Annotated in this window: 15 protein-coding genes; all 15 read left to right on the top strand. The window is 62.5% G+C overall.

Annotated features, from left to right (window positions below; all coding sequences use genetic code 11):
* Positions 1 to 23 precede the first annotated feature (23 nt).
* The 15 genes from AA309_RS21870 to AA309_RS21800 all read left to right on the top strand — a co-directional run bounded on the left by AA309_RS21870 (position 24) and on the right by AA309_RS21800 (position 16678).
* Positions 24 to 902, top strand: a complete 879-nt coding sequence (locus AA309_RS21870; protein WP_047191146.1) for a hypothetical protein — start codon at positions 24 to 26, stop codon at positions 900 to 902.
* 133 nt (positions 903 to 1035) lie between these two features.
* Positions 1036 to 2286, top strand: a complete 1251-nt coding sequence (locus AA309_RS21865) for an extracellular solute-binding protein (RefSeq protein WP_084731494.1) — start codon at positions 1036 to 1038, stop codon at positions 2284 to 2286.
* 22 nt (positions 2287 to 2308) lie between these two features.
* On the top strand, positions 2309 to 3280 hold the full coding sequence (locus AA309_RS21860; RefSeq protein WP_244470444.1) for a carbohydrate ABC transporter permease: 972 nt from the start codon (positions 2309 to 2311) through the stop codon (positions 3278 to 3280).
* Positions 3281 to 3285: 5 nt separating this feature from the next.
* The gene (locus tag AA309_RS21855; RefSeq protein ID WP_047191199.1) at positions 3286 to 4140 is read left to right on the top strand and encodes a carbohydrate ABC transporter permease; all 855 of its coding nucleotides are present in this window, start codon (positions 3286 to 3288) and stop codon (positions 4138 to 4140) included.
* Position 4141: 1 nt separating this feature from the next.
* Positions 4142 to 4813, top strand: coding sequence for an N-acetylmannosamine-6-phosphate 2-epimerase (locus tag AA309_RS21850; RefSeq protein ID WP_047191145.1), 672 nt, complete (start codon positions 4142 to 4144; stop codon positions 4811 to 4813).
* Between the two features lie 20 nt (positions 4814 to 4833).
* Positions 4834 to 5904, top strand: coding sequence for an ABC transporter ATP-binding protein (locus tag AA309_RS21845; protein ID WP_047191144.1), 1071 nt, complete (start codon positions 4834 to 4836; stop codon positions 5902 to 5904).
* Between the two features lie 80 nt (positions 5905 to 5984).
* Entirely contained in the window at positions 5985 to 6929 is a 945-nt protein-coding gene (msrP, locus tag AA309_RS21840) for a protein-methionine-sulfoxide reductase catalytic subunit MsrP (RefSeq protein WP_244470443.1), read from the top strand.
* Positions 6929 to 7573: a protein-methionine-sulfoxide reductase heme-binding subunit MsrQ gene (gene msrQ / locus AA309_RS21835; protein ID WP_047191142.1), complete on the top strand. Its 645-nt coding sequence runs from the start codon at positions 6929 to 6931 to the stop codon at positions 7571 to 7573. The genes msrP and msrQ overlap by 1 nt, the downstream gene beginning before the upstream one ends.
* Before the next feature lie 55 nt (positions 7574 to 7628).
* On the top strand, positions 7629 to 8429 hold the full coding sequence (gene modA / locus AA309_RS21830; RefSeq protein WP_047191141.1) for a molybdate ABC transporter substrate-binding protein: 801 nt from the start codon (positions 7629 to 7631) through the stop codon (positions 8427 to 8429).
* Positions 8429 to 9121: a molybdate ABC transporter permease subunit gene (modB, locus tag AA309_RS21825; RefSeq protein WP_047191140.1), complete on the top strand. Its 693-nt coding sequence runs from the start codon at positions 8429 to 8431 to the stop codon at positions 9119 to 9121. Before modA ends, modB begins: the two co-directional genes overlap by 1 nt.
* Complete coding sequence (modC, locus tag AA309_RS21820) at positions 9121 to 10227, top strand: molybdenum ABC transporter ATP-binding protein (RefSeq protein ID WP_047191139.1); 1107 nt, start codon at positions 9121 to 9123, stop codon at positions 10225 to 10227. Before modB ends, modC begins: the two co-directional genes overlap by 1 nt.
* 77 nt (positions 10228 to 10304) lie before the next feature.
* Complete coding sequence (locus AA309_RS21815; protein ID WP_047191138.1) at positions 10305 to 11567, top strand: aminopeptidase; 1263 nt, start codon at positions 10305 to 10307, stop codon at positions 11565 to 11567.
* 59 nt (positions 11568 to 11626) lie between these two features.
* Positions 11627 to 13504, top strand: a complete 1878-nt coding sequence (locus AA309_RS21810; protein ID WP_047191198.1) for an ABC transporter ATP-binding protein — start codon at positions 11627 to 11629, stop codon at positions 13502 to 13504.
* A gap of 13 nt (positions 13505 to 13517) precedes the next feature.
* Positions 13518 to 15266, top strand: a complete 1749-nt coding sequence (locus tag AA309_RS21805; protein WP_047191137.1) for a M14 family zinc carboxypeptidase — start codon at positions 13518 to 13520, stop codon at positions 15264 to 15266.
* 68 nt (positions 15267 to 15334) lie between these two features.
* Positions 15335 to 16678, top strand: a complete 1344-nt coding sequence (locus tag AA309_RS21800; protein WP_047191136.1) for an erythromycin esterase family protein — start codon at positions 15335 to 15337, stop codon at positions 16676 to 16678.
* Positions 16679 to 17471 lie beyond the last annotated feature (793 nt).

Genomic DNA, 17471 nt, shown 5'->3' with positions numbered 1-17471 from the left:
GACCAATATGAGACCAGTTAGGGGTGACCCTGACTGGCCCTAAACCCCTTTTCCGGTCGTTGTACCGGCAATCCTTAAGCGGCTCCCGTATCAATGAGGACGGGCTGGGCCTGCACGGCCATTCGGCTTGGGTCATCGATGGTGCCACGGGTCTTTCGACGGAGCAGCTGACGAAGGGCGGCAGCGATGCCGCATGGCTCGCGGGCGTCATCGGCGAAACCCTTGAGAGGCTGGCGAGCGAGGATTGCCTTGGGGCAGAGGGCCTGAGGCGGCTCGAATCCGAGGTTCAGCGCAGGTTCGAGGCTGTCACTGCCCATCTTCCCGGCCACCATGTTCATCATACCCCTTCGGCATGCCTGGGCTTGATTCAGGCTCGCGAGGCCGAAGCCGGAAAGCTGATGGTCAAGGGCTTCTTCCTTGGGGACGTGGTGGCTCTCGTGCCGAGAGAGCACGGCATCGTGCGCTGGACGGACGAGCGGGCAAAGCCCTTCGAGCGGAAGACGCTCGCCGCTCTGGAGGCCGGAGGCCACGAGCTGGGTCAGATGCCGGAGGCGGTGAGGCGTCAGATCCTGGAGAACCGCACCAAGCTCAATCAGCCGGACGGCTATTGGGTTGTGAGCCCATCCTTGCCCTGGGTCGGGCGTGAGCTGCGGTTCGAGGCTCAGATCCAGGTGGGCGAGGTGATCGTGCTCGCGACCGACGGCTTCATGCGCCTCGTGGATGTCTTTTCAGCTTATACGGATCGCTCCCTTCACGCCGCTCTGGCCGAGGGCAGGGGAGAGGAGTTGATCGAGGAATTGCGGGCGTTGGAGCGCGGCGATCTCCGGTCGGGGGATTATCCGCGTGTGAAAACGCATGATGATGCGACAGTGCTCGTGATCGCAGCCGAGACAAGCGGTTAGCGCATCGTGCGGAAAAGTGGATCCGGTTTTCCGCACGATGCGCTCTTCAAGAAAGGGGCATCGGATCAACCCCAGAAGTGGTTCCCACTTTTGGGTCCGATGCTCCAGGACTTCAACAATGAGGGAGCCGACAATGAAACTGACCCGACGCATTCTGATGGGCGCTGCCGCCGGCAGCTTCCTGTTCTCAGGCACCGCCGCCATGGCTCAGCAGACCGAGCTGACCTTCTGGAGCTGGCGCCAGGAGGACAAGGCCTTCTACCAGGACACCATCAAGAAGTTCCAGGCCAAGGAGCCGAACATCTCGATCAAGTTCGAGACCTATGCGCCCGAGAACTACCAGACCATTCTCTCCACGGCGCTCGCCGCCGGCCGCGGGCCGGACGTGATCCAGGTTCGCGCCTACGGCAACCTGGAGACCATCGCGACTCCCGGCTACCTGCTCGCCCTCGACAAGCAGAACGTGCCGGAGCTGGTGAACTTCCCGGAACCGGCGCTCGCCGCCGAGACGCTGCGTGCCGACGGCAAGATCTATGCCGTGCCTTTCGCCATGCAGGCTCAGCTCGTCGTCTACAACAAGAAGATCTTCAAGGATAACGGCGTGAACCCGCCGAAGACCTGGGATGAGCTGATGACGCTCGCTCAGACCCTGAAGTCCAAGAACATCACGCCGTTTGCCAACGGCACTGCCACCGCCTGGCAGAACGAGACCATCGTCGGCGGTCTTTTGTCCTCCATGCTCGGCAAGCAGTTCGAGGAAGACATCATCTCCGGCAAGGCGAACTTCACCGATCCTCGCTTCGTCAACGCTCTCGCCAAGCTGAAGGACATCAGCCAGTACTTCTCGCCGAACTTCACCGGCGTCGATTATCCGTCCTCGCAGCAGCTCTTCGTGGCGGGCCGCGCGGCCATGTTCGCGGGTGGTTCCTATGAGGTCGCCAATTTCAAGAACCAGAACCCCACGCTCGATCTCGGCGTGTTCCCGGCCCCTGTGCTGAAGGCTGGCGACCAGGCGCTGATCGCGACCTATTATGACGGCGGCTATGCGGTGAACGCGAAGAGCGAGAAGAAGGACGCAGCGCTCAAGTTCGTGCGCTTCCTCGCGACGCCGGAATACGGCACGGCCTTCACCAACACCCTGAAGAACCTGTCGCCGATCAAGGGCATCAAGATCGAGGACCCGATCACGCAGGAAGTGGCGAAGCTCGCCGAGAATTCCATGTCCTACCTGATGCTCGTGCGCTTCCGCTATCAGGAGCCGAGCGGATCGGTGCTGCTGCAGTCGAACGTGCAGAAGATGCTCGCCGGCCAGCAGACGCCTGAGCAGGCGGCTGCCGAGATCAACAAGGGCATCGCGACCTACTACAAGCCGTTCCAGAAGTAAGTCTCTGACATGAGGGCGGCGGATGGGGTTCATCCGCCGCTCTTCTCCGAAAGCTCGTCCCATGCCCGTCTCGCCCAAACAGGCCCGCACGTTGAAGCATCGCAGCTGGGTGGCGTTTCTCGTCGTCCCGCCGGTCGTGTTCATGTCGCTGTTCGTGGTCTATCCGATCCTCTCAGCCTTCGCTTACGCCTTCTATGAATGGCGCGGGTTGGCGCGCGGCGAGTTCGTGGGATTGGCGAATTTCAAGGAGGTGCTCCTCGGTGCCACCATGGCGCCGACCGTGTGGAATGCCTTCCTGCACAATGTCTATGCACTCGTGGCGCTCATGATCATCCAGAACGGCGGCGGCTTTTTCCTCGCCTGGCTGCTCTACAAGGAGCCCTTCGGCTTCCGCTTCCACCGGGTGGCGGTGTTCGTGCCGGTGGTTCTGTCGACGATCATCGTAGGCTTCCTCTGGAAGCTCTTCCTCAATCCGAATTTCGGCATCATCAATCAGGCGATCTATTCGATCGGCCTCGATTCATGGGCGAAGCCCTGGCTCGGCGATTCCTCGACCGCGCTTGGTGCACTCATCCTCGCCAATGCCTGGCACTTCGTTGGCTTCCCGACGCTCGTCTATCTCGCCGGCATGCAGCGCATTCCCTCCGAGATCATCGAGGCGGCGCGGCTTGACGGCACCACCGAATGGCAGTTGCTGAAGAATATCGTGTGGCCGCTGGTGGCGCCCAGCACCACCATTCTCTTCACGCTGCTCTTCATCGGCGCGTTCAACTGGTTCGAGATTCCTTATGTGATGGTAGGCCTCGACGGTTCACCCTTCGGTTCGACAGATGTGCTGGGTCTCGTCTTCTACCGCACCGCCTTCGGCAACCAGAGCGCCAGCATCCAGAATTTCGGTCTGGGCTCGGCGCTCGCCACCCTCATCTTTCTCTTCATCGTCGTCTTCGCGTCCATGCTGACCTTGTGGCTGCGCCGTCGGGAGATCCAGTTTTGATCGCCATGGCCAAATCTTCCCCTGCTTCTTCCTCTTCGCGGCAGCCCGTCTCCTTCGCCTTCCTGGCGCAGGTGATCCTGATCGCGAACTCGTTCGTCATGCTCTATCCGGTCGTGGTGATGGTGCTCTCCGCCTTCAAGACGACGGGCGAGATCTTCGAGCACCCCTTCGCGCTGCCCGATTTCACCCAGGTGCATAACTTCGCCAAGGTGCTCGGCGAAACCTCGATGCCGACCTATTTCGTCAACTCGATTATCGTGACCGGCATCTCGATCCTGCTGATCCTCGTGCTCGGCACCATGGCGGGCTATGCGGTGGCGCGGTATGAATCGCGCACCAACACCTTCATCCTGCTCTTCTTCCTGGCGGGGTTGATGCTGCCGTTGAAGCTCGCGGTGATCCCGCTCTTCATCCTGTTGCGGGATCTCAACCTACTCGACAGCCGCTGGAGCCTCATCGTCACCTATACGGCCATCGGCTTGCCCTCTGCCGTCTTCATCATGGCGGGCTTCCTGCGCTCCCTTCCGGCTGAGCTGGAGGATGCGGCCCGCATCGATGGCGCTTCGGAGCCGCGCATCATGTGGTCCGTCATGCTGCCGCTGGCGCGCCCGCCCATGGCAATTGCGGCCATTCAGAACGCCGTACCGATCTGGAACGACTTCTTCTTCCCGCTCGTGTTCATCCAGACCGACTCCTACAAGACGCTGCCGCAGGGCCTCACCACCTTCATGGGGGAGTATACCACCGATTGGGGCATGCTGTTTGCGGGCCTCACCATTGCGGCGGCGCCGATCACGCTTCTCTACATCGCCCTGTCGCGCCAGTTCATCCAGGGCATGACGGCGGGAGCGGTGAAGTAGCATGCTGATCCCGAAAGGCGCCCTCGTCGTTTCATGCCAGGCCCGCGCGGACAACCCGCTGCACGGATCCGTCTACATGTCGGCCATGGCCCGCGCGGCGGAGGCGGGCGGCGCGCAGGGCATTCGCGCCAATGGGGTGGAGGATGTCGCGGCGATCCGTGCTGTGACCGCTCTCCCGATCATCGGCATCTCGAAAGTGTGGGACGAGCGCTTCTCGGTCTACATCACGCCCGGCTTCGAGAATGCCGAGCAGATTGCGAAAGCGGGCGCAGACATCATCGGCATCGATGCTACCCCACGTCCTCGCGACGGCGATCCGGTTGAGCGCCTAATCGCTCGCATCCGCAATGAGCTGACGAAGGAAGTCTTTGCCGATATCGCCACGCTGGACGAGGCCAAGGCAGCGTACGCTTACGGCGCCACCTATGTGGCGACGACGCTTTCCGGCTACACGGAAGAGACGACCATGCGCAGAGGGGAGGGGCCCGATCTGGAGCTGCTGGAGGCCCTGATCGCCGCTCTCCCGGTGCCGATCGTCGCCGAGGGCCGTTTCGATACGCCCGAGCTCGTCGCGGAAGCTTTCAAGCGCGGCGCCCATGCGGTGGTGGTGGGAACGGCCATCACCAATCCGCGCGAGATCACCAAGAAATTCGTCCGGGCCGCGCAAGCCTGAACCGCCTGAGGGAGAACAGAATGGCCAATGTATCGATCCATGATGTCCGAAAGTCCTTCGGCACCGTCTCGATCATCAAAGGTGTCGACATCGACATCCAGGATGGCGAGTTCGTCATTCTCGTCGGACCATCGGGCTGCGGAAAGTCGACGCTGCTGCGCATGATCGCGGGATTGGAGGACATCACCAGCGGCGACATCCGTATCGGTCCTCGCGTCGTCAACGACGTGCCGCCGAAAGACCGCGACATCGCGATGGTGTTCCAGTCCTATGCGCTCTACCCGCATATGACGGTTGCGGAGAACATGGCGTTCTCGCTCAAGCTCAAGGGCGTGCCGCAGGCTGAGCAGAAGAAGCGCGTGACGGAGGCCGCAAACTCGCTCGGCCTCACCCCGCTTCTCGATCGTTATCCGCGCCAGCTTTCCGGCGGCCAGCGCCAGCGCGTCGCCATGGGCCGCGCCATCGTGCGCGATCCGCAGGTCTTCCTGTTCGACGAGCCGCTCTCCAATCTCGACGCCAAGCTGCGCGTTCAGATGCGCGCCGAGATCAAGGAGCTGCACCAGCGCCTGAAGACCACGACGATCTATGTCACGCACGACCAGATCGAGGCCATGACCATGGCCGACAAGATCGTGGTGATGCACGATGGCGTGGTGGAGCAGATCGGCGCGCCGCTGGAGCTCTACGACCGTCCGGCCAACCGCTTCGTGGCAGGCTTCATCGGCTCTCCCGCCATGAACTTCATCGACGGGCGCTTCGGTCCGGGCGGGTTCGTGCTCCCGAGCGGCGCAGTCCTGCCGTTGGAGGTCAAGCCACCTGTCGGCCTGGGATCCGAAATCACCTATGGCATCCGGCCCGAGCATCTTCAGATTGCACCGGCTGGAACCCCGGATTCCATTCCGGCCACTGTTTCCGTGGTGGAGCCGACAGGGTCCGACACCACGCTGCTCGTGAAGGCCGAGGGAGGCAGTCTCACGGTCGTGCTGCGGGAGCGCTGTGCGTTGAAACCGGGTGAGGCCGTGGCCCTGAAGCCGGTCCCTCATCATGCTCACCTCTTTGACGAGCATGGCACGCGTATCGCCACGGCGTGAGGCTCTACACGGAAACGTGAAAGCACGGCTGGCGTTCTCGGGTGTACCCCTATCATATGGGCTTTAAACGAGGTTTCGCCGTGTTTATCCGTCGTTCTTCCGATATCCTTCCCTCCGAGATCACGCCTCGGGAGGTCTATCTCAACCGGCGGCAATGGATGGCCGGTGCCGCCGGGCTTGCCCTGGCGGCTGCCCTACCGGAAGGATTGGAGGCTGCGCCGTTGTCGGCCGCCAAGAGTCCTTTCTCCACGGATGAGAAGCTCACGAGCCGTGAGGACGTGACGAGCTACAACAACTTTTACGAGTTCGGCGTCGACAAGAGCGACCCGGCAAAGAATGCGGGAAAGCTCAAGACCTCTCCCTGGACGGTGAAGGTCGACGGGCTGGTGTCAAGGCCTCAGGAGATCGGCATCGAGGATCTCATCAAGTCCTCGACCCTCGAGGAGCGCATCTACCGCATGCGCTGCGTCGAGGGATGGTCCATGGTGATCCCTTGGGTCGGTTTCCCTCTGGCCAATCTCATCAAGCGCGTGGAGCCGCTCGGCAGCGCGAAGTATGTCGCGTTCGAGACGGCCAATCGTCCCGACGAGATGTCCGGCCTTCGCTCCGTCTTCCCCGTGCTCGACTGGCCCTATCGGGAGGGCCTGCGGCTGGACGAGGCCATGCACCCGCTCACGATCCTGGCGGTCGGCCTCTACGGCGAGACGCTGCCGAACCAGAACGGCGCGCCGATCCGCCTTGTCGTGCCGTGGAAATACGGTTTCAAGGGCATCAAGTCGATCACACGCATCAGCTTCGTGGAGAGGCAGCCGCAGACCGCCTGGAACAAGCAGGCACCCAACGAGTACGGCTTCTACGCCAACGTGAACCCGAACGTGGACCATCCGCGCTGGAGCCAGGCGACCGAGCGGCGGATTGGGGAGGGCGGGTTGTTCACGAAAAGGCGCCCCACGCTCATGTTCAACGGCTATGCCGAGCAGGTGGCGAGCCTTTATAACGGCATGGATTTGCGGAAATACTATTGATGGCGGATCGAGCTGCCGTTCAAGGCGCGAAGAAGGGCTTTGCGCTGCCTCAGGTGCCAAAGATTCTTGTCTACATCGTCGGCTTCGTTCCGGCGGTGTGGCTCTTCTATGCGGGCATCACCGATCAGCTCGGCGCAGACCCGATGCGCTATCTGGAGCAGGCGCTGGGTCTCTGGGCGTTTCGCTTTCTCATCGCAACGCTTGCGGTCACGCCTTTGCGCCAGCTCTTTTCCATCAACCTTCTGCGCTATCGCCGTGCCCTCGGGCTTCTCGTCTTCTACTACGCGTTCCTGCACCTCGTAACCTATACGGTACTCGACCAGGGATTGGATTTTGCAGCGATCTGGGCCGATATCGTGAAGCGGCCCTACATCACCATCGGCATGGCGACCTTCGTCATTCTCGTGCCGCTGGCGCTCACCTCCACCAATGCCGCGATCCGGCGCATGGGCGGGCAGGCCTGGGCACGGCTACACCGCCTCGTCTATCTCGCAGCCATTGGTGCGGCTTTGCACTTCATCCTCGTGGTCAAGTCCTGGCCGCCGGAGCCCATGATCTACGCGGCCATCGTGATCGTGCTGCTCGGCTACCGCCTCGTCCGCTCCCTGGGGAGGAGAGCCGAACCCCGGCGTCGCCCCGCTTGAAGCCGCAGCCCGGTTCGCTAGGATGCCGGGATCAAGAGGGCTTGAGGAGCAGGCTATGCAGACGGCACGATCCGGGCGGGGCGCGTTCAAGGCGCTGGTCTTCGGGCTTGCTCTTGCATGCTTCATGACCCCCGCACAGGCCAAGGACGTTGTAGTCTTTGCCGCCGCGAGCCTCAAGAACGCTCTCGACGATGCAGTTGCAGCCTGGAAGCGAGAGACCGGCAAGGCGCTCGTGATCTCCTATGCCGCAAGCAACGCGCTCGCCAAGCAGATCGAAGCGGGAGCGCCTGCGGATATCTTTTTCTCCGCCGATTTCGACTGGATGGATTATGCGGCCTCGAAGAACCTGATCCGGCCCGAGACGCGCACGAACCTGCTCGGCAACAGCCTCGTTCTCATTGCACCAAAAGGCGCGAGCGTGCAGGTTTCTCTCCAGCCCGGTTTCGATCTCGCGTCTGCGCTCGGCGATGGTCGTCTCGCCATGGGACAGGTGGAAGCTGTTCCGGCCGGCAAGTATGGCAAGGCGGCCCTCGAAAAGCTCGGTGTTTGGGGCGCCGTGAAGGACAAGATTGCGCAGACGGAGAACGTGCGCGCTGCGCTTCTTCTCGTGTCACGCGGCGAGGCGCCTCTCGGCATTGTCTACAAGACCGACGCCCTGTCCGATCCGAACGTAGAGATCGTTGCGGCTTTTCCTGAGAGCACCCATCCGCCCATCGTTTATCCGGCAGCACTGACGAAGGATGCTGCCAATCCGGATGCAGCGTCCTTCCTGAACTTTCTACAATCCTCACAAGCCAAACCCTTCTTCGAGAGGCAGGGTTTCAATTTCATGGCAACACCGGGTTCAGGCTCGTGATGGACTGGCTTTCTCCTGAGGAATGGACAGCGGTCCGCCTGAGCCTCAAGGTCGCGCTCGTCGCAATGACGGCAAGTCTTCTTCCTGGCATTGCTGTCGCCTATGCGTTGGAGCGCGGGCGCTTTTGGGGGTGGCAGGTGCTCGATGTTCTTGTTCATCTGCCGCTGGTTCTTCCGCCTGTTGTCGTCGGCTATGCCCTTCTCCTCGGATTCGGGCGGCGTGGCCCTATCGGCTCTGTTCTCGCTGAGCAATTCGGCATCGTGCTGTCCTTCCGCTGGACGGGCGCGGCTCTCGCCTGTGCCATCATGGGCTTTCCCCTGCTCGTGCGCGCCATTCGTCTGTCGCTCGAGACGGTGGATCGTAAGCTCGAAGACGCGGCAGGCACGTTGGGCGCGCATCCTGCCTGGGTGTTTCTTTTCGTCACTCTGCCGCTGATCCTGCCCGGCATCATCGCCGGCATGGTTCTGTCCTTCGCGAAGGCGATGGGGGAGTTCGGCGCTACCATCACTTTTGTGTCCAACATTCCAGGCGAGACGCAGACCATTCCATCCGCCATCTACACCTTCACGCAGGTTCCCGGAGGTGAGGGCGGTGCATTGCGCTTGACGCTCGTGTCCGTCGCTATCTCCATAGCGGCGCTCTGGATCTCTGAATGGATGGCGCGCCGTGTCCGGCGGAGGTTTCTCGCTTGATGATCATCGATGTCGATCTTCATCATGAGCAGGGCGATTTCCGGCTCGATGCGCGCTTCAGGTCGGAAGGGAGGCTGACGGCTCTGTTCGGCCCCTCCGGTTCCGGCAAGACGACGCTCGTCAACATCATCGGTGGTCTCATTCGCCCAAGCGCGGGACGCGTTTGTGTGAAAGGGCGTGTTCTCGTCGATACGCAGCAAGGTATCTTCGTACCGAGGCACAGGCGGAGGATCGGGTACGTCTTTCAGGAGGCGCGCCTTTTCCCGCATCTGAACGTGCGCCGAAATCTTCTGTTCGGGCGCTGGTTCACGCCAAGGCGCGAGCAGATTGCCGATTTTGATGCAATCGTGGGGCTTCTGGGGATCGGGCATTTGCTGAGCCGCTGGCCCTCGACCTTGTCAGGGGGCGAGAGGCAGCGCGTCGCCATCGGGCGCGCGCTTCTCTCCGATCCGCATTTGCTATTGCTGGACGAGCCATTGGCCTCCCTCGACGAGGACAGGAAGGCCGAGATCTATCCCTATATCGAGCGGCTGCGGGACGAAGGAAATGTGCCGATGGTTCTCGTGAGCCATTCCGTTCCGGAAATCGCACGGCTTGCCACCTTCATCGTGGTTCTGAACGATGGGCAGGTGACTGCCTTTGGGTCCGCTTCCGATATCTTGAAACACGCGAGGCTCTTTCCTCGCACCGGCCCGGCTGAAACAGGTGCCTTGGTCGAAGCCCGCGTGCTTCGACACGAGGAGGCTTATGGGCTGACCGTTCTGCAGGCTGCTGCGGGGACGCTCACAGTCTCCCGCCTCGACCTTCCCGTCGGTGCGTCCGTGCGCGTACGCCTTCGCGCCAGAGACATTATTCTCTCCCTCGATCCACCTGAGAGGCTCAGCGCTCTCAATGTCCTGGCCGGCGTCATTTCGGCGATTGAGGAGTCGTTTGGCGCCAGCGTCGATGTGACCCTGGATTGCGGCGGCGACAGCCTTGTCGCGAGCGTGACCCGAAAGTCCGTGGAGCGACTCGGTCTTAAGCCGGGTTTACCGGTCCACGCCCTCATCAAGAGCATCGCTTTCGACCGGGAAGCCCTTGGCTCGGCGATGCCCGGGAATATGTGAGTTGCAGCCAAGGAGGTTGCGCCTGCCCTTCAGGCGTGTAGCCTTCCTTTAATCTTTGCCTTTCGAGAGATGACATCATGAACGAGCAATTCCGAAAGCCATCCGACGCCGAAGCCCATGCCAGGCTCCTCGACCGCCTCGCCGAGGTCGCCGTGCGGGTGGGCCTTGGGCTGAAACCCGGTCAGGAGGTCATCATGACGGCCCCGCTCGATGCCGTGCCCCTGGTGCGTCGCATCACGGAGCATGCCTACAGGGCGGGTGCCACGCTCGTCACCACGATCTTCTCGGATGAGGAAGCGACTCTCATGCGCTTCCGCCATGGCCGCGACGAGAGCTTCGATGCGGCCTCCGCTTGGCTCTACGAGGGCATGGCGGCTGCCTATAAGAACGGCGCGGCACGGCTTGCCATCGTCGGCGAGGATCCGTCGCTGCTTGCGAAGGAGGATCCGGAAAAGGTCTCCCGCGCCAATCGCGCCCGCTCCAAGGCCTATATGCCAGCCCTCAACCTGATCGCAGGCTTCGACACCAACTGGACCATCGTGTCCGCCGCAACGCCGTCCTGGGCGAAGACCGTGTTCCCGAACGATCCGGAGGATGTGGCGGTCGCCAAGCTCTGGAGCGCGATCTTCTCCGCCTCCCGCGTCGATACGCCGGACCCGATTGCGGCCTGGGAGAGGCACAACGCTGGCCTCCAGGCGCGCACGCGCCTGCTGAACGGGAAGAACTATGCCGCGCTGCATTTTAGGGGTCCCGGCACGGATCTGCGCGTCGGTCTGGCTGACGGGCACGAGTGGAATGGCGGTTCGACCAAGGCGAAGAACGGCATCGTCTGCAACGCCAACATCCCGACCGAAGAAGTCTTCACCACGCCGCACAAGGACCGCGTGGACGGATATGTCACCAGCACGAAGCCGCTTTCCTATAATGGCACGCTGATCCAGGACATCCAGGTAAAATTCGAGAGCGGTCGCATCGTGGAAGCGAAGGCTCGCACGGGCGAAGCCGTGCTGAACAAAGTGCTGGACACGGATGAGGGCGCGCGCCGTCTCGGCGAGGTGGCGCTCGTGCCGTTCTCGTCACCGATCTCGCAGAGCGGGCTTCTCTTCTTCAACACGCTGTTCGACGAGAACGCCTCGAGCCACATCGCGCTGGGCCAGGCCTACAGCAAGTGCATCCGCGAGGGCGGCAGCATGAGCGAGGAGGAACTGGCCTCGCGCGGCGCCAACAAGAGTCTCATCCATATCGACTGGATGATCGGCTCCGACCAGGTGGACGTGGATGGCATCACCCACGACGGTAAGGCCGAACCGCTGATGCGCGGCGGCGAGTGGGTCGCCTGACAGAAGACGAAATTCAGCGCCGGCCCGACAGGGCCGGTGCCTCTTTCATGGGTTCATTGATGCCGGATCACACCTTTTCCCATTCGTTGCAGCCGCTGCTCTCCGTCCGCAATCTTTCCGTGGAGTTCGGAAAGGGGCCGGGAGCCTTTCGGGCGGTCAGGAACGTGAGCTTCGATGTTCAGCCGGGAAAGACGCTGGCCGTCGTGGGTGAATCCGGATCGGGAAAATCCGTCACGTCGCTGGCGATCATGCGGCTCACCGATTATTCCGGCGGGCGGATCGTCAGCGGAGAGGTTCTGCTGCGTCATGATAAGGGGAAGGCCATCGATCTGGTGAAGGCCTCCGACGATCAGCTCCGGGCGATCCGCGGCAACGACATCGCCATGATCTTTCAGGAGCCGATGACCTCGCTCAACCCGGTCTTCACCATCGGCAACCAGATCGAAGAGGCCCTCTTCCTGCACGAGGGACTGACCGCGCGCGAGGCACATTTAAGGGCCAAAGAGCTGCTCCAGAAGGTGCGCCTGCCGGATGCGGACAGGCTGTTGGAGCGCTATCCGCACCAGCTCTCGGGGGGCATGCGCCAGCGCGTGATGATCGCGATGGCTCTGGCCTGCAACCCGAAGCTCCTCATCGCGGACGAGCCCACCACGGCGCTGGATGTGACGATCCAGGCGCAGATCCTCAACATCATTCGCGACCTGCAGCAGGAGATGGGCACAGCTGTCATCTTCATCACCCATGACATGGGCGTGGTGGCCGAGATGGCGGACGAGGTGGTGGTGATGTGGAAGGGTGAGAAGGTGGAGCAGGCGCCCGTGCGCGAGATCTTCGCTTCGCCGCAGCATCCCTATACCCGCGCCCTTCTGTCCGCCGTGCCGCGTCTCGGCAGCTTCAAGGGGCTGCCCTATCCGAGGCGCATGCCCGTCATGGTGCTGGATGGCGGCGCACCAAAAGAAATTGGCGGAGTGCACGAGCAGAAGACCGCCGATTACACGAAGCCTCTGCTTCAGGTCGAAAAGCTCACCACGCGTTTCGATGTCGGTAAGTCCTTCTTCGGCCGCGTGACACATCGCGTCCATGCGGTGGAGGAGGTGAGCTTCGAAATCTACCCCGGCGAGACCCTGGCGCTGGTGGGCGAATCCGGTTCCGGCAAATCCACCATCGGCCGCACGCTCCAGCAGCTCGTCGAGCCGACGAGCGGCACGGTGCGCTTCGATGGGCGCGACATGGCCTCCATGAGCCATGCGGAGCGCCGCCGTTTGCGGCAGGACATCCAATATATCTTCCAGGATCCCTTCGCCTCCCTCGATCCGCGCCATACGGTGGGCTACAGCATCGCTGAACCCATCGTGGTGCACGGCCTCATCAAGGATCGCAAGGCGATCGAGCATCGTGTGCATGAACTGCTGGGGCAGGTCGGACTCCAGCCGCAGCACGCCAGGCGCTATCCGCACGAGTTTTCCGGCGGCCAGCGCCAGCGCGTGTGCATCGCGCGGGCGCTTGCGAGTGACCCACGGCTCATCATCGCAGATGAATCCGTCTCGGCGCTCGACGTGTCGATCCAGGCGCAGATCGTCAATCTGCTCATGGAGCTGCAGGAGAGGAGGAGGCTGTCCTATCTCTTCATCACGCATGACATGGCCGTGGTCGAAAAGATCAGCCATCGTGTCGCCGTGATGTATCTCGGCCAGATCGTCGAGCTGGGCACTCGCCAGGCGATCTTCGAGAACCCGCAGCACTCCTATACCCGCAAGCTCCTCTCCGCAGTTCCGATCGCCGACCCGCTCCGTTCCCGCATTCCGCCGCGTATCGAAGGCGAGATTCCGAGCCCGGTGCGGCCCGTGGGGCAGGAACCGCTCATCCATCGCATGCGGGAAGTGGAGCCCGGTCATTGGGTAGCGCTTGAGGCGGAAGCGCTGCGGGGAGCAGCGTGAGCGGATTGATGGGATGACGGTTCTCCTCGACCAGCGCTTCGAACGCACGCTCGGCCGCCTCGTCCGAGAATGGAGCAAGGGCGATTACCACGGTGACACGATCGAGGTGTGGCTCTTCGAGGACGAAGAACCTCGCCGCCGGGCCGAGGAGCGGCTTTTGGAAGCGGGGGTCAAGGCGCGCATCCGCAGCGCCTACAAGCCTCTCGTTCATGCCTTCCTCGAGGAGATCGACACCAGCGATCTTGGGCACGTCACCATTCGCTATCCGGTGCATGAGAGTGCCGATCCCATCCGCTTTCTATCGGAAGCCTATCCGCTGCCGGCTTTGCTGGATGGAGTAGAGGTCGCGTTCGAGAAGGGTGATGCGGACCTCACCTACAAGGTGCGATGCGAATATCGGGACGGCCGTGTGATCGAGCATGCGGTATTCGCGCCAAACCGGCTCCGCTCGAACCATCTGGGGCAAGCAGACCTCGCATGCACGGGCTGGCTCAAAGCACCGGCGTTGCTCGATGGAGCACCAGGCAGGAATGGGCCGTTGGAAACGGAGATCGAGCAGGTCTTTCATGCGGTGATGTTTACTCTGATGACGCATGACTGGCCGCTGCAGGAGCCTTATGCGGAAACGATTGCCATCGATGTCACGATCCCAGGCATTGAGCGAGCGTTGGGCCGTGGCGATGAGGTGATGAGCACGCGAGAGGCATTGCACGAGGAACTCTATTTCTCCGTTCTCGAATGGTTTCACCATCAATCGGGCAGGCCGCTCGACGACCGCGGTCTGATGCCGGGGCAGATCGTGCCGGATGTCCAAGCAGGCAGGGGCGATCCTCATGTGCGCGTGGCCTTACGGGCTTTCATGCCTCCGCAGGACGACGCAAGGCCCAGGCAGGAGCTCGAAACAGCAGATGCTGCTCCGGGGCTCGTCCAAATCGGGCAGGAGCTCGCTGCTTTGCCGGGCGAGGTCTTTGGATCGACCTCACGTGAGGGGCGGCCTGTGCGTGGCCTCTATCGGCCTGGCACGCGTCCCGCCGTTCTCATCACGAGCGGGCAGCATGCCAACGAGACCTCCGGTCCCGTCGGCGCCTTCAGGGCGGTGCGGCGGCTCCTCGCTAATCCAGGGTCCAACATCGCCTTCATCCCGGTCGAGAACCCGGATGGATACGCCCTGCATGGGCGGCTCTGCGAGAACAACCCGCGTCACATGCACCATGCAGCGCGTTACACCTCTCTCGGGAACGATCTGGAACATGGACCGGAAGAGCCGGTCTATGAGATCGGTGCGCGGCGAAGGGCGCTGGAGTTGTCGGGCGCCCAGCTCCACATCAATCTTCACGGCTACCCGGCCCATGAATGGACGCGGCCCTTCACGGGCTATCTGCCGCGCGGCTTCGAACGATGGGCGCTTCCGAAAGGCTTCCTCCTCATCCTGCGCTATCACCCGTCCTGGGAGGTGACGGCACGAACCTTGATCGAAGCGGTTACGCGAGGCTTGTCGGCCGTTCCAGGGCTGGCCGATTTCACGCGTCGTCAGCTTGAGCTCTGCGCCGTTCATTCCGGCGCAGCGCCCTATGAGATGATCAACGATGTGCCCTGCCTGCTGACGGCGCAGGAGCGCCATCCCACGCCGCTCACGCTGATCACCGAGTTTCCCGACGAGACCATCTACGGCGAGGCTTACCGCTTCGCTCACACCGTGCAGATGGCGACAGTGATCGCCGCTGAGCAAGCCTTTGCCATCATGATGGAAACTGCCGTCTGAGCCTGCCGGAACAGGAGACCGGAGCGGTCGTTAGTGGAGAAATCTCCTCCCTTCCTTAAGGTGCGACGATGGCACGATTTTCCTGGAAGCAAAATGAGAATGAAACATCGGTCAAGGAGGCCGTCGGCGTCGTACGAGAGTATGGCGAGCCCCTGCCTCCGTTGAGCGATCAGGACGTCTTTGGCGCCATGTTCGATCGGTTCGCGGACGCCAAGATCGTGCTGCTCGGCGAGGCGACCCATGGCACCTCCGAATTCTACCGGGCCCGCGCGGCCATCACGCGGCGGCTCATCGAGCATCATGGCTTCAACATTGTGGCCGTGGAAGCCGACTGGCCGGATGCGGCGCGCATCGATGCTTACGTGCGCCATCGGCATGTTCCCGATACGGACGATGTCGCTTTCGAGCGCTTTCCCACGTGGATGTGGCGCAACGAAGAGGTGGCGGATTTCGTCAACTGGATGCGTGACTACAACAAGGAACGCCCCGAGGACGACCGCGCGGAGTTCCGTGGGCTCGATGTCTACAGCCTCAACTCATCGATCCGCTCGGTGCTCGATTATCTGGACAGGGTCGATCCGGAAGCCGCCAAGGAGGCGAGGGGGCGCTATGGCTGCCTGAGCCCCTGGCAATCGGATCCGGCGCGTTACGGTCGCGCGGTTATCACCGGCCAGAAGAAGCCCTGTGATGAGAAACTGCTACGCCAACTGCAGGACATTCTCGACAAGCGCATTGACTATCTGGAGTCCCATGGCGGCGAGCAGTTCTTCGACGCGGTGCAGAACGCCAAGATCGTCCACGCGGCTGAGCACTATTACCGCATCATGTACGAGGGCGCGACGGAGTCCTGGAACCTGCGCGACCGGCATATGTTCGACACGCTCCAGAGCCTGCTCGCACGCCGGAACAATGCCAAGGCCGTGATCTGGGCGCACAACTCCCATATCGGCAATGCCGCAGCCACCGCCATGGGCTGGCAGGGCGAGTTCAACATTGGGGAGCTTTGCCGCAAGGCCTATCGTGGGGAGGCCGTGCTCATCGGCTTCGGTACGGATCGCGGCACGGTGGCCGCCGCCGACGATTGGGACGAGCCCATGCAGGTGAAGAAGGTGCTACCGGCCCGGCCCGACAGCCATGAGCGCATTTTCCGCGATACAGGCATCAAGTGCTTCCTCGCCGATTGGCGGGAAAACCTCCTCGACGAACTGAAGGATGCTCTGTCTCGCCCGCGCCTCGAACGGGCGATCGGGGTGGTCTACCGGCCGGAGACGGAACTCTACAGCCATTATTTCGAAGCCGTCATGGCCGAGCAGTTCGATGCTTTCGTCTGGTTCGAGGACACCAGGGCCGTCACGCCGCTCACCCATGCCCATGGGAAAGGCATGCCGGAGACTTATCCATTCGGGCTCTGATGAGGAGCGACACCCCGAGGCTTGTCGGGAAGGGTCAGCGCCATAGCCTGACATCCCACCCTGCTGTTTTCCCCTGTCATGGAATTACCGTCATGGCCGCACCTGTTGCGGCCATCCACGTCTTCGGAGTCTTCGGAACCGCAGTGGTTCGAAGCCGTGGATCCCCGGCACAAGCCCGGGCATGACGGCGGAGGGTGCTCCTAATCGCGGAGGATAGTTCCCACTTTGTTCTTGACAATGTTCCTAAGCTGGGCCATGGTCAGGCTGTCCTGCCGAGGGGCGCGCTCGCGAGGCGTCGTGACTGCGGGGTCGGTCCCGTGAGCAGATCCGCCGCAGATCTGCGCGACGGGAGGCCCAGGCTGCGGCGCGGGCTCCCGGCTGGTCGCACGCCGGCTGCTCAGACGGGCAGGGTCCGCCTGCGGCGGTCGCTGAGCCAGCGCCCGCCTGTCCGCCTCAACAAGCCGTGCGAGGAGCCGTCGGGTTCCTCTCCCACCTCAGCCATCGAGCCGGACCGCTCCTCGCGCCCCCTCGATCCCTCACCCTCGGAAGGCTCGCAAGCCCCGAGGATGCTCCCGCTTGCTCTTTGACATCCTGCATCCATGTCATCGCTGGCGGTCCGAAAGGACCGGGAAGAGGATCGATAGCGCTGTGCCTGATCGTGGATGCCCTTTCCCTCCGCTGCGCTCCGGCCGGGCATGACAGGCAAAGACTCGGACGGACGGAGATTCGATGGGCCGAGCCCAGCGCCCAGACCGTGCGCCCCCTCAACTCTTCCCGCAGGGGAGAGGGAAGT

It is taken from the genome of Microvirga vignae (genome assembly GCF_001017175.1).
Lineage (GTDB): Bacteria > Pseudomonadota > Alphaproteobacteria > Rhizobiales > Beijerinckiaceae > Microvirga > Microvirga vignae.
Note: the sequence above shows the minus strand (reverse complement) of the source record. Positions and strands in the feature narration are given on the sequence as shown.